Consider the following 12,533-nt stretch of genomic DNA (forward strand, 5'->3'; position numbering starts at 1 on the left):
ACCCCCGCTCCCAGGCCCCAGAAGCCCGCCCTGACGCCGATCCGCCACCATCCGACTCACAGACCTCCCGCACCGCCACCCGCACAGCCCCCGCCAGAGCCGAACCCAGCGGCCCCGCGAGAGCCAGTGCTCCCCGCTCCTTATGAGCCAGCAGCACTGCCCGCACCGCATCCGCATACCGAGCCGCCGCATGCACGACCGGCAGTCCGGGCGGCTCCGGCGCCGGTCGCACCCGGCGCGGTGCGACCCCGTTCAGGACGGCACGGCACTCAGGACAGAGCACCGTGCGAGGCCTTCCACAGCCTCCGCACTCGGCCGGCAGCACCAGATCGGTGAGGTCCTGCCACCACCCCCGCATGCCCACCACTGTGCCAACACGGAAGCCGACCGACCACCCCTGTGGATAACTCCCTGTGGAAAACCCCGCACCCAGCACGAACAACTGTTCCCACCGAATTCCCGGCCCTATACAGCCAATTGGCCAGCCCCCTCACAGGCCCGCCATTCAGCCCCTCGTCCGAGGAATCCGCCCCGCCTGCCGACGAACCCGCCCCGCCCCCGGCGAAACCGAACCATCCAACCCCACGATTCCGGCCGGCCCGCCCAGCAGCGATACCCCCGACCCGCCCAGAAAAAAGCGGCCACTCCCACCAAAGCCTCACCCCGGGGAAAGCAGCCGCTCCCACAGCACGGTTCTCTCACCTCACCCCGGATACACCGGTGCGGTCCCCTTCGCGTCCACCTTCTGCCACTGCTCCCCGGACGGCAGCCGTACGATCCCGTCCTCCGAGTACGCCACCAACGGCATCTCGTCGTCCTCGGACGCGGCAATCTCCTTCACGCCGGTCAGCGCGGCCGGAGGCGGCCCCTCGGGCGTGGAGCCGTCGACCTGGACGTACCGCGTCTGCTGAACGCCGCCCCGCTCGCGTCCGACCACCACGAGCCTGCTGTCGCCGGCCCAGGACATGGTCGTGACCTCCTCCAGATCCGGCGTCGTGGAGCGCAGTTCCCGGACCGAGACACGCTGCGCGTCGCCGGTCTTCGCCTCCCGCTCGATCCGCCCGACGAAGAGCGACTGCTTGCCGCCCTTCTCCACGACGAGCGCGATCCGCACCCCGTCGGCGGCCACCCGCAGGTCCTTGATGCGCCCGTCGAGCCCGGGAGTCTCCACCTTCAGCGGCTCACCGACACCCTCGTCGAACAGCAGCAGCCGCGGAGCCGCCGGGTTCCGGTCGGCCACCCACAGATCGCCCTCCGCGTCCCAACTGGGCGTGGTGAGCCGGTCGGTGTCCGTCTTACCGGTGCTGACCAGCATCGGCTCCCTGAGCGATCCTCCGGACACCATCGACCCGACGTACAGCGCCTTGCCGTCGAGGCCGACCCCGGCCGCCAGGTGCTCGTCCCGCGAGACGGCCACCGACCTCAGGTCCCTGGCGCCCTCGCCGAGCACTCCGGGCACCGGCTCGGCCTTGGCACTGCTGCCCTTCGGTGCGGCCGGTATCCGGACCAGCCGATGCTCTCCGTCCACGAAGTACAGGAACTGGGGTTGCTCGACCGAACCGCGCGTGGCGACGCCGTCGGCATCGCTCTCGTCGGCGGAGCACAACTGCTTGCCACGGACCTGCAGTTCGACCGTGTCCACGGCAGGGGTGAGGTTGTGCAGGGTGAACAGCAGCTGGGTCGCCATTGCTTCACACCGGTCCGGACTGACGTTCCTGGCCTTGTCATTGAGCGGCACCGTCAGAATGTTCCGATCGTCGGGCGTCAGCGAGGAGACGCCCTTCTTCAGGGCCGTACCGGTGGGAAAGCGCGTCCTGACCGCAGGGTCGAGCCAGTGTGTCGGCCCGCTCAGCAGGGACCGCACCACCTGTGTCATGGGGTCGACGCGCTCGCGCACATACACGGGATCGGCGACCGCCACGGTCTGGGGAGTCGTCGCCGCCTTGGTGTTGGAGGCGAAGTAGTACTTGTTGACGGACACGTAGTTGCGCTGGAAGTCCGACTTCCCCATGACGACACCCTGCGGAAGCCTGTCGATCCGCCACTGCTTGGTCTTCTTGTCGTGCACGAGGTGCACGGTCTCCTGGTAGCTACCTGAGGCAGGCGCGTACGACTGCTGCTCGTCCACCACGGCCACCCTGGTGCCGGTCAGCGTGAACGACGTGTCCTCCTTCCTCTCCCGGTCGCCCGACGGCGTGGGGGAGGCACCGGGTCCGTCGTCGAGCACCGTGGTGGACAGCCCCGGCTGCCACAGCTTCGTCGCGTTCCCGGTCAGGTACCTGCGGGCCGTCTCGTAGTTCGGATCGTCGCTGGTCAGCGCCTCCAGAAAGCCCTGCACGATGTCCAGGGGCTCGGCGTCCTCCTGCGGAGGCATCGCGAAGACCCGCACCTGGATGTCCTGCCGCGGGGTGGCGTCGACGCCACGCAGATCCCCGCTGTCCGGCATGGAGGCACATCCCGCCAGCAGTACGACGCCACAGGCGGCGTACGCCACCGCACGCCTCGGCCTGCGCCGGCCGCTCCCCTCCCGGTCAGCGTCCACGGAATATCTCCCCCTGCTGCTCGTACGACTCCTCCGACCCGGCGCCCGGGCCGCTCGCGGTCTCGGCACCGGCTCCGTCCGCGGCGGACGTACCGTCCTGACGTCGCCCGTTCGACGTCGGCCGGGACACCACGCGCGCGCCGTTGCCGGGCAACGCCGTCGGATCGGCGGTGGGCGTCACAGTGCCCGACCGGGGCGCTATCGGGTCCCGCGAGATCCCCTGGTCGCCGGCCGGCTGGGCCGCTACGGTGGCCGCCTTGTCGCCGCCGCCGCGCGGCAGTCCGGCATCGTCAAGTCCGCGGTGACGGCGCGAGTCCTTGGGCTCCAGCGGTATCGGCGAGCCCCGCAGCGGCTCGTCGGCCGTCCTGGGCAGCGTCAGCCGGAACTGCGAACCGCCGCCCGGCTCCCCCCACGCCTGCAGCCAGCCACCGTGCAGCCGCGCGTCCTCCAGTGCGATGGACAGCCCCAGACCCGTACCGCCGGTGGTACGCGCGCGTGCCGGGTCGGCCCGCCAGAAGCGGCTGAACACGCGCGTGGCCTCGCCCGGCTTGAGTCCGACGCCGTAGTCACGCACCGCGATCGCGACCGCCCCGCCCGCCGAGGCCAGTTTGACCACCACATCCCTGCCTTCACCGTGCTCGACGGCGTTCACGACGAGATTGCGCAGCACCCGCTCCACCCGCCGGGCATCGGCCTCGGCGACCACGGGCTGCTGGTCGCCCACGATCCGGACCGTCGTGCCCTTGCGCTCGGCCAACGGCGCGGCCCCGCCGACCACTCGCCGTACGACCTCCCTGAGGTCTATCGGCTCCGCCTCCAGCGCCGCCGCGCCCGCGTCGAACCGGCTGATCTCCAGCAGGTCCGCGAGCAGCGTCTCGAACCGGTCCAGCTGGTCGGCGAGCAGTTCGGCCGACCGCGCGGTCATCGGATCGAAGTCCGCGCGCGCGTCATGGATGACGTCCGCAGCCATCCGTACGGTCGTCAACGGCGTCCGCAGCTCGTGCGAGACATCCGACACGAACCGCCGCTGCATCCGCGACAGATCCTCCAGCTGCTGGATCTTCAGCTGAAGGTTCTGCGCCATCTTGTTGAAGGCCTCACCGAGCCGCGCGATGTCGTCCTCACCGGTGACCTTCATCCGCTCCTGAAGCCTGCCGGCGGACAACCGTTCGGCGATCCCGGCCGCCATCCGCACCGGGGTGACGATCTGACGCACCACGAGCCAGGCGATGGCTCCGAGGAGTACGACGACGAAGAGGCCGGCGGTCGCCAGGGTGCCCTTGACCAGGCTGAGCGACTTCTCCTCCTGGGTGAGAGGGAAGAGGTAGTACAGCTGGTAAGGGTCGCCGTTGGGGTCGTTGACCTGCTTGCCGATGACCAGGGCCGGCTGGGACTCCTGGTCGGTGTCGTAGGCGATCCGGGTGTAGCTCTGGGCGGCCGTCGTATTGTCGTCGACCTTCTCGCGCAGTGCCTCGGGGACGCTGGACGTCGGATCGACGTCGCCGGAGGCACGCGGACCGCGCCCACTCCCGCTGTCGCCGCCCACGGGCAGGGTGACCACGTCGAAGGCGCCCTGACCGCCGCTGGAGAGGGAGTAGACGAGGTTGCTCATCCACTCGATGACGAACTGGTCGGACTGGCCGTCGGCCGGGGCCGCCGCGTCGTCCGTCCCGGCCCCGGCCTCGTCCGCCTTCTGCTTGGCCACCGCGAACCCACCGGAGGCCTGGCTCTGCGACGCCTTGACCTTCGCGTCGAGCAAGCCGTTGCGCACCTGCCCGATGACGACGAAGCCCAGCAGGAGAACCACACCGAGCGACATCAACAAGGTCGTGGCAACGACCTTGAGCTGGATGTTGCGCCGCCACAGCCGCATCACGGGCAGCAGCGGCCGGCGCACCCAGCGCATGAACAGCCTCAGAACCGGACTGCCCTGGACTCCGCCCTGAAGCAGCCCGCCCTCGAGGAACCGCCCCCAGCGGGAGCCGGCCCCGATCTGCCCGACAGGCCGCCCCGCGCTCGCCCCGGTCCGCCCGGGCGACGAAGCGGCACTGTCTCCGGACATGTCAGCTGGGCCCTGCCTTGTAACCCACACCACGAACGGTCACCACGATCTCCGGCCGCTCCGGGTCCTTCTCGACCTTGGAGCGCAGCCGCTGCACATGCACATTGACGAGCCGGGTGTCAGCGGCGTGCCGGTAACCCCACACCTGCTCGAGCAGCACCTCACGCGTGAACACCTGCCACGGTTTGCGCGCGAGCGCGACCAGCAGATCGAACTCCAGAGGCGTCAGCGCGATCGACTGTCCTTCCCGCTTCACGGAGTGCCCGGCCACGTCGATGACCAGATCGCCTATGGCGAGCTGCTCGGGCGTCGGCTCCTCCGACCTCCGAAGCCGCGCCCGGATCCGGGCCACTAGCTCCTTCGGCTTGAACGGCTTCACGATGTAGTCGTCGGCACCGGACTCCAGCCCCACCACGACATCGACTGTGTCGCTCTTGGCCGTCAGCATCACGATCGGCACCCCGGACTCCGCCCTGATCAGGCGGCACACCTCGATACCGTCCCGTCCGGGCAGCATCAGATCCAGCAGCACAAGATCCGGCTTGGCCTCGCGGAACGCGGCCAGCGCCTTGTCACCGTCGGCTACGAAATACGGCTCAAAACCTTCACCACGCAGCACGATGCCCAACATCTCGGCAAGTGCGGTGTCGTCGTCGACGACAAGGACTCGTCCCTTCATAAACGACATCATCCCATTCTCGTAACAGTGACCGGGCCGCTGGTGAGAGAGGTCACTGACCTGTGACGATAGTCGTATGGGGTCGCCACTGTCTGCGGTTCGTGCCTCGGCGGACCGCGTCGTCGCCGTTCCTGGATCAGCTGATCGTCATCTCCCGGGACCTGGCACACAGCTCAGCAAGGGCCCCGGCCGTCACCGGCGACACCACGCCCGCCTCCGTGACGATCGCCGTCACCAGCTCGGGCGGCGTCACATCGAAGGCCGGGTTGTACGCCTGAGTCCCCAGCGGCGCCACCGGAATCCCGCCGCCCGCCTCGACCCCCGCCACCGGTACCTGAGGCGCCGCGATCTCGGTCACCTCGTGCCCGGGCCGCTGCTCCACCTCGATCGACGCCCCGTCCGGTGTGTCCGGATCCACCGTGGTCAGGGGGGCCACCACGATGAAGGGCACATGGTGATACCGGGCAAGGACCGCGAGGGGATAACTCCCCACCTTGTTCGCCACCGAGCCATCCGCCGCGATCCGGTCGGCGCCGATGAGGACCGCGTCCACCTCCCCGGCCGCGAACAACGAGCCCGCCGCGTTGTCGGTCAGCAAGGTGTACGCCATCCCACTGCGTGCCGCCTCGTACGCCGTCAGCCGGGCTCCCTGGAGCAGGGGGCGTGTCTCGTCCACCCACAGCCGCCGCAGCCGCCCCGCCCGATGGGCCGCGAGCGCCACCGCGAAGGCCGTCCCCTCGCCGCCCGACACCAGCGAACCGGTGTTGCAGTGCGTCAGGATCCGGTGCCCACCACCCGACATCAACTCGTCCAGCAGCGCCAGCCCGCGTTCGGCCATCGCGGTGCTGGCCGCGGCGTCCTCCTGGTGCAGCCTGCGCGCCGCCGCCAGCGCCGCCCCGGCCGCCTGCTGCTGGTCGCCGCCCTTGCCGAGCTCGGCCCGGTACGCGGCCTCGGCTCTGCGCACTCCGACGGCAAGGTTCACCGCGGTCGGGCGCGCGCCCGCCAGCACGGCCGCCGCTTCGTCCACGTCGAACCCGCGCGCGGCGGCGAGCGCGACCCCGTACGCCCCCGCGATGCCGAGCAACGGTGCTCCACGCACGGCGAGCGAACGGATCGCCTCCACCAGCGCGGACGCATCCGTACAGACGAGTTCGACCTCTTCGGCCGGCAGCCTCGTCTGGTCGAGAAGCACCACGACTGGACCTTCGGGTGGCTCCTCCCAACGGATCGCCGGTATCTCGGTGGGCTTGCTGTCCTCGCCGGATTGCACGTACTGATCAGCCATGCCGTCAGTCTGCCCCTTGTCCGGCGGAGTATTGAAGGTGCGCAGCCCATACCGCGGCTGGTCCTTCGCCGACCACCCCATGGCACGATGGCTGCCAACCTGCCGCCGCGTCCGCGGACGGGCACCGTGAAGGAGCGACGATGAACGACACTCCGGGCTGGGCCTCGCCCGGATCCGCCCCGTCCGAAGGGCACGCGCCCGGCACATCCGGTCCAGCCGAGCCCTCCGAAGGACCCGGCGCCGCGAACCCCGCACAGCAGCCTGAGGACGCCCCGCAGGACACCGGCTCGAAGTGGTCGCAGGAGCAGCCCCCACCCGGTCAGTGGTCCGCTCCGACAGGTTCCGCCGCTCCCGGCCAGACCGCTCCACCCCCACCGCCCGGCCCGGGCTGGGGTTCCCAGCCTCCTGCAGGCCCGCCCGGAGGCTACAGCCCTCCCCCAGGCTGGGGCGGTCACCCGGGGTACGGCGGCTGGGGCGGTCCTCCGCCGGCGGCCAAGCCCGGTGTGATCCCCCTGCGCCCGCTCGGTGTGGGCGAGATCCTCGACGGCGCGGTCTCGACCATGCGCACCTACTGGCGCACGGTCCTGGGCATCTCGCTGACCGTCGCGGTCGTGACCGAGGTCCTCGTCATCCTGCTCCAGGGGTTCGTCCTGAACGACAGCGCCGGGAGCGAGGCTCTCAACGACCCCAGCGCCACCTTCGACGAGATGACTCACGCCATGGGCGAGGCCATGCTCGGCACCAGCGTCGTCTTCCTGATCTCTCTGATCGGCACGATCGCCGCAACCGCGCTGCTCACCGCTGTCACCAGTCGGGCCGTTCTCGGCAGGCCGGTCACCACGGGCGAGGCCTGGCGTGACGCGCGCCCGCAGGTACCCAGGCTGTTCGGCCTGATCTTCCTGCTGCTCCTCATCACTTTCGGTGTGCTCGCCGTAGGAGCACTGCCCGGCATCCTGGTGGCCGTCGCGGGCTCGAACGGCGGCGGCATCGCGCTCGCCGTCCTTGGCATCCTCGGCGCCGGCGTCGTCGCCCTGTGGCTGATGATCCGCTTCTCGCTGGCCTCGCCCGCTCTGATGCTGGAGAAGCAGAGCATCGTGAAGTCGATGAGCCGCTCCACCAAGCTGGTCCGCGGTTCCTGGTGGCGGGTCTTCGGCATTCAGCTGCTGGCCGGGATCATCGCGAACATCGTCGCGGCGATCGTGGTCGTCCCCTTCACCTTTCTCGCTGCGGCTTTGAGCGGTGAGGGGGTCTCCGGCTTCGTCAACGGCACCGGCGACCTCGGCTGGACGTTCCTCATCGTGAGCGGCATCGGCTCCGTGATCGGTTCCATGGTCACCTTCCCGATCACTGCGGGCGTGACCGTGCTCCTCTACATCGACCAGCGCATCCGTCGCGAGGCTCTCGACCTCGAGCTGGTCCGCGCTGCCGGCGCCCAGGACAACGGCACCGGCCCCACTCCCGGGAGCTGATGCGGTGAACCTGCCGGGGGGAGTGCTCACCATGCTGCGCGTCGGCGACACATCCGTGCTGTCGCCGGCACGGTCGACCGACGAACCACCGCTGAGCCTTCCGCGCGACCCCGCGCGGGAGGCGGCCCACCGCGAGCTGTCCAAGCGCATGTACCACGAGAACGACCCAAGCTGGTTCCAGCGCGCTCTGAACGCCATCTGGGACTGGGTGGACAAGCTGTTCAGTTCCGCCTCGTCCGCGACACCGGGAGGCCCACTCGGCCTGGTCGTCGTCATCGCCGCGGTCCTCCTGGTCGCCGGTGCTCTGTGGTGGCGCCTGGGCGCCCCGCGCCGGGGGCCGGCCTCCTCCGCCGCCCTGTTCGACGACCGGCCCCGCAGCGCCGCCGACCACCGCGCGTCCGCCGAGGCACACGCCGCCCAGGGCCACTGGAACCAGGCAGTCCAGGAACGCATGCGCGCCATCGTCCGCTCCCTGGAGGAACGCACCCTCCTGGACGTCCGCCCCGGCCGCACTGCGGACGAGGCCGCCGCGGAAGCTGGCCGGACCCTGCCCTCCCACACCGACGGACTGCGCTCGGCGGCCAGGGACTTCGACGACGTCACGTACGGCGGCCGGGCCGCGACCGAGCGGGCGTACGTCCGCATAGCCGAACTCGACCACGACCTGGAGCGCACCAAACCGGTGCTCGCGACCACCCTGAGCAGCAGCCACAGCGCGGACCGCAACACCCGCCAGGGAGCCGCCGAATGACCACCGAGGCCACGCTCTCGTCCACCTCGGTCTCCCGCACCCCCCGCCAGATATGGGCCCGCGCGCGAGGCGTCGTGCTCGCTCTCGTACTCCTCCTCGTCGCGGCCGTGGCGATCGCGGCGATCCGATCCACCGAACGCCACGGCAGCCTCGACCCGCGCTCCGCCGACCCCTACGGCAGCCGCGCCGTCGTCGAACTCCTCGCCGACCGGGGCGTCCACACCCGCGTGGTCACCACCCTGGCCGAGGCACGCACCGCAGCCGGCCCGGACACCACACTCCTGATCGCCGTACCCGATCTCCTGACGCACCGCCAGCAGAGCCAACTGCACTCCGCGACCGCCGACTCCAAAGGCCGCACCGTCCTCGTCGCCCCCGGCAGCTGGTCCGTCGAGCGCCTGGCGCCCGGCGTCGTCGCCGACCCCGCCACAAGCCTCGACTCGACGCTCTCCCCCGACTGTTCCCTGTCGGCCGCCCAGCGCGCGGGCAGAGCCGACACCGGCGGTATCCGCTACACCGTCACCCACCCGGGCAACGACGAGTGCTACCGCAGCGAGCGCCTGCCCACCCTGGTGCGCGTCCCGGCGGCCTCCGGAGACGGCGACACCGTCGTGCTCGGCGCACCCGACATCCTCTACAACGACACCCTCGACAAGCAGGGCAACGCCTCGCTCGCCCTCCAACTCCTCGGCTCCCGCCCCCATCTGGTCTGGTACCTCCCCTCGCTCTCCGACTCCTCCGCCGCCGGCCCGGACGACGAGAAGGGCTTCCTCGATCTACTCCCCTCGGGCTGGCTCTGGGGCACACTCCAGCTGTTCGTCGCGGCAGCACTCGCCGCCCTCTGGAGGGCACGCCGACTCGGTCCGCTCGTTCCCGAGAAACTCCCCGTGGCGATCCGCGCCTCCGAAACCGTCGAAGGCCGCGCCCGCCTCTACCGCAAGACCAACGCCCGCGATCGCGCGGCCGCCGCTCTTCGCTCCACCACTCGCACCCGCCTCGCCCCCCTCGTAGGCGTCCCCGTCACCCAGGCGCACGCGCCCGAAGCACTGCTTCCCGCTCTGTCCGGCCATCCCCTGAGCGACACACACGGACAGTCCCTGCACTCCCTCCTCTTCGGCCCGCCGCCCAGTAACGACGCGGCCCTCATCTCCCTCGCCGACCAACTCGACGCCCTCGAAAGAGAGGTACGCCGTTCATGATGGACCCGACCACTGACAACGCCGGGACCACCAGGGATCCGGGCACGGCCCGGGACTCCCTGGAAGCCCTGCGCACCGAAATCGCCAAAGCCGTGGTCGGCCAGGACCCCGCCGTGACCGGTCTCGTCGTCGCCCTCCTCTGCCGCGGACACGTTCTACTAGAAGGAGTCCCTGGGGTCGCCAAAACGTTGCTCGTCCGGGCGCTCGCATCCGCACTCGAACTCGACACCAAGCGCGTCCAGTTCACCCCCGACCTCATGCCGAGCGATGTGACGGGCTCCCTGGTCTACGACACCCGCTCCGCCGAGTTCTCCTTCCAGCCCGGCCCGGTCTTCACCAACCTCCTCCTGGCCGACGAGATCAACCGCACCCCGCCCAAGACCCAGTCGTCCCTCCTGGAAGCCATGGAGGAACGACAGGTGACGGTCGACGGCACCCCGCGCCTCCTCCCCGACCCGTTCCTGGTCGCAGCGACCCAGAACCCGGTCGAGTACGAGGGCACCTACCCCCTCCCCGAAGCCCAGCTGGACCGTTTCCTCCTCAAGCTGACAATCCCGCTCCCCTCCCGCCAGGACGAGATCGACGTCCTCACCCGCCACGCCGAGGGCTTCAACCCCCGCGACCTGCGCGCAGCCGGCCTACGCCCCGTGGCAGGGCCGGCCGATCTCGAAGCCGCCCGCGCCGCGGTCGCCAAGACAACGGTCTCCCCCGAGATCACCGCCTACGTCGTCGACATCTGCCGCGCCACCCGCGAGTCCCCGTCCCTCACCCTCGGCGTCTCCCCACGCGGCGCCACGGCCCTCCTGGCCACCTCGCGCGCGTGGGCATGGCTGACCGGCCGCGACTACGTCATCCCCGACGACGTGAAGGCACTGGCCCTCCCCGCCCTCCGCCACCGCGTACAGCTCCGTCCCGAGGCCGAGATGGAGGGTGTGACGGCCGACTCCGTCATCAATGCGATCCTCGCCCACGTCCCGGTCCCCCGCTGATGGCCCTCACCGGCCGCGCCGCACTCCTCGCAGCCCTGGGTTCCCTCCCCGTCGGCATCTGGGAACCCAGCTGGACGGGCATCCTCGCGGTCAACGCCCCCTTGGCCCTGGCCTGCGCCTGCGATTTCGCCTTGGCGGCACCAGTACGACGGCTCGGCCTGACCCGCTCCGGTGACACCTCCGCCCGCCTCGGCGAGACGGCAGATGTCACCCTCACGGTCACCAACCCGTCCGGCCGCCCGCTCCGCGCCCACATCCGCGACGCCTGGCCCCCCAGCAGCTGGCAACCGGGCACAGAGGTAGAGGCCTCCCGCCACCACCTGACCGTCCCCGCCGGCGAACGCCGACGCCTCACCACTCGTCTACGCCCCACCCGCCGCGGCGACCGCCAGGCCGACCGAGTGACGATTCGTTCCTACGGCCCCCTGCGACTCTTCTCCCGTCAGGGCACCCACCGGGTCCCCTGGACGGTCCGCGTCCTCCCTCCCTTCACCAGCCGCAAGCACCTCCCCTCGAAGCTCGCCCGCCTACGCGAACTCGACGGCCGCACCAGCGTCCTCACCCGCGGCGAAGGCACGGAGTTCGACAGCCTGCGCGAATATGTCCCAGGAGACGACACCCGTTCCATCGACTGGCGAGCCACAGCCCGCCAGACCACCGTCGCCATACGCACCTGGCGCCCCGAACGTGACCGCCACATCCTCCTGGTCCTCGACACCGGCCGCACCTCAGCAGGCCGCGTCGACGACGCCCCCCGCCTCGACGCCTCCATGGACGCGGCCCTGCTCCTGGCAGCCCTCGCATCCCGCGCCGGCGACCGCGTGGACCTGCTCGCATACGACCGTGGGGTACGCGCGCTGGTACAGGGCCGAACAGCCAAAGATCTCCTCCCGTCCCTGGTCAACGCGCTGGCCCCGCTCGAGCCCAGACTCGTGGAAACAAACGCCAGGGGCCTCACGGCCACAGCTCTCCGTACGGCCCCTCGCCGCTCCCTGATCGTGCTGCTCACCAGCCTCGACGCCGCGCCGGTCGAGGAGGGCCTGCTGCCCGTTCTCCCTCAACTCACCCAGCGGCATACGGTGCTTCTGGCTTCAGTGGCGGACCCGAACATCGCCCGCATGGCCACAGCCCGTGGCAGCGCCGACGCCGTCTACGAAGCCGCAGCCGCCGCCCAGGCCCGGACAGAACGTCAGCGCACCGCAGAGCAACTCCGTCGGCACGGCGTAACGGTCGTCGACGCAACACCGGACGATCTGGCTCCCGCGCTGGCCGATGCCTATCTGGCGCTGAAAGCAGCGGGACGTCTGTAGGTGGCTTTCAACTGGTGGCGGCTACGTCGTCCGCGACTTGCGTGGCCTGCCCCAGCTGCCCTGCGGCTTCCAACGAGCCATTCCATTGGCACTTGAGAAAAACGAATCGGAAATGCAGAAAGGCCCACACCATAAGGTGTGGGCCTTTCCGTTCAAAAATTGTTCGGCGGTGTCCTACTCTCCCACAGGGTCCCCCCTGCAGTACCATCGGCGCTGTAAGGCTTAGCTTCCGGGTTCGGAATGTAAC

General features: G+C 70.3%; 9 protein-coding genes, 1 rRNA gene and 1 pseudogene. 5 read left to right on the plus strand and 6 right to left on the minus strand.

Features of this window, described 5'->3' with window-relative positions; translation table 11 throughout:
• Window positions 1-64: 64 nt before the first annotated feature.
• The 5 genes and pseudogenes from ACFYRX_RS41630 to mtnA all read right to left on the minus strand — a co-directional run.
• Window positions 65-358: pseudogene (locus tag ACFYRX_RS41630) on the minus strand (ComF family protein); the annotation flags it as partial.
• A gap of 345 nt (window positions 359-703) precedes the next feature.
• A complete protein-coding gene (locus ACFYRX_RS41635; protein ID WP_389111938.1) occupies window positions 704-2,542 on the minus strand; it encodes an LpqB family beta-propeller domain-containing protein in 1,839 nt (612 codons plus the stop codon).
• Entirely contained in the window at window positions 2,532-4,604 is a 2,073-nt protein-coding gene (gene mtrB, locus ACFYRX_RS41640; protein ID WP_389111939.1) for an MtrAB system histidine kinase MtrB, read from the minus strand. Before mtrB ends, ACFYRX_RS41635 begins: the two co-directional genes overlap by 11 nt.
• A gap of 1 nt (window position 4,605) precedes the next feature.
• A complete protein-coding gene (gene mtrA, locus ACFYRX_RS41645; protein WP_389111941.1) occupies window positions 4,606-5,295 on the minus strand; it encodes a two-component system response regulator MtrA in 690 nt (229 codons plus the stop codon).
• 124 nt (window positions 5,296-5,419) lie between these two features.
• Window positions 5,420-6,568 carry an S-methyl-5-thioribose-1-phosphate isomerase gene (gene mtnA, locus ACFYRX_RS41650; RefSeq protein ID WP_389111942.1) on the minus strand — a complete coding sequence of 383 codons (1,149 nt, stop codon included), beginning with the start codon at window positions 6,566-6,568 and terminating at the stop codon, window positions 5,420-5,422.
• 140 nt (window positions 6,569-6,708) lie between these two features.
• On the opposite strand from mtnA, the gene ACFYRX_RS41655 reads away from it, so the two are divergent.
• The 5 genes from ACFYRX_RS41655 to ACFYRX_RS41675 are packed head-to-tail and all read left to right on the plus strand — an operon-like array spanning window position 6,709 to window position 12,286.
• Window positions 6,709-8,037, plus strand: a complete 1,329-nt coding sequence (locus ACFYRX_RS41655) for a hypothetical protein (protein ID WP_389111944.1) — start codon at window positions 6,709-6,711, stop codon at window positions 8,035-8,037.
• Between the two features lie 31 nt (window positions 8,038-8,068).
• On the plus strand, window positions 8,069-8,788 hold the full coding sequence (locus ACFYRX_RS41660) for a DUF4129 domain-containing protein (protein ID WP_389111964.1): 720 nt from the start codon (window positions 8,069-8,071) through the stop codon (window positions 8,786-8,788).
• The gene (locus ACFYRX_RS41665; RefSeq protein ID WP_389111945.1) at window positions 8,785-9,987 is read left to right on the plus strand and encodes a DUF4350 domain-containing protein; all 1,203 of its coding nucleotides are present in this window, start codon (window positions 8,785-8,787) and stop codon (window positions 9,985-9,987) included. Before ACFYRX_RS41660 ends, ACFYRX_RS41665 begins: the two co-directional genes overlap by 4 nt.
• On the plus strand, window positions 9,987-10,976 hold the full coding sequence (locus ACFYRX_RS41670) for an AAA family ATPase (RefSeq protein ID WP_389111966.1): 990 nt from the start codon (window positions 9,987-9,989) through the stop codon (window positions 10,974-10,976). The genes ACFYRX_RS41665 and ACFYRX_RS41670 overlap by 1 nt, the downstream gene beginning before the upstream one ends.
• A complete protein-coding gene (locus tag ACFYRX_RS41675; RefSeq protein WP_389111947.1) occupies window positions 10,976-12,286 on the plus strand; it encodes a DUF58 domain-containing protein in 1,311 nt (436 codons plus the stop codon). The genes ACFYRX_RS41670 and ACFYRX_RS41675 overlap by 1 nt, the downstream gene beginning before the upstream one ends.
• Before the next feature lie 161 nt (window positions 12,287-12,447).
• On the opposite strand, the gene rrf is transcribed toward ACFYRX_RS41675, so the two are convergent.
• Window positions 12,448-12,533: ribosomal RNA gene (rrf, locus tag ACFYRX_RS41680) — 5S ribosomal RNA — on the minus strand; the annotation flags it as partial.

It is taken from the genome of Streptomyces sp. NPDC005374, from assembly GCF_042872225.1.
Classification (GTDB): domain Bacteria; phylum Actinomycetota; class Actinomycetes; order Streptomycetales; family Streptomycetaceae; genus Streptomyces.

Coding starts and splice junctions, on each gene's coding strand:
- mtrB (WP_389111939.1), bottom strand. CDS start 4,604: ATGTCCGGAGACAGTGCCGCTTCGTCGCCCGGGCGGACCGGGGCGAGC.
- mtrA (WP_389111941.1), bottom strand. CDS start 5,295: ATGATGTCGTTTATGAAGGGACGAGTCCTTGTCGTCGACGACGACACC.
- mtnA (WP_389111942.1), bottom strand. CDS start 6,568: ATGGCTGATCAGTACGTGCAATCCGGCGAGGACAGCAAGCCCACCGAG.
- ACFYRX_RS41655 (WP_389111944.1), top strand. CDS start 6,709: ATGAACGACACTCCGGGCTGGGCCTCGCCCGGATCCGCCCCGTCCGAA.
- ACFYRX_RS41660 (WP_389111964.1), top strand. CDS start 8,069: ATGCTGCGCGTCGGCGACACATCCGTGCTGTCGCCGGCACGGTCGACC.
- ACFYRX_RS41665 (WP_389111945.1), top strand. CDS start 8,785: ATGACCACCGAGGCCACGCTCTCGTCCACCTCGGTCTCCCGCACCCCC.
- ACFYRX_RS41670 (WP_389111966.1), top strand. CDS start 9,987: ATGGACCCGACCACTGACAACGCCGGGACCACCAGGGATCCGGGCACG.
- ACFYRX_RS41675 (WP_389111947.1), top strand. CDS start 10,976: ATGGCCCTCACCGGCCGCGCCGCACTCCTCGCAGCCCTGGGTTCCCTC.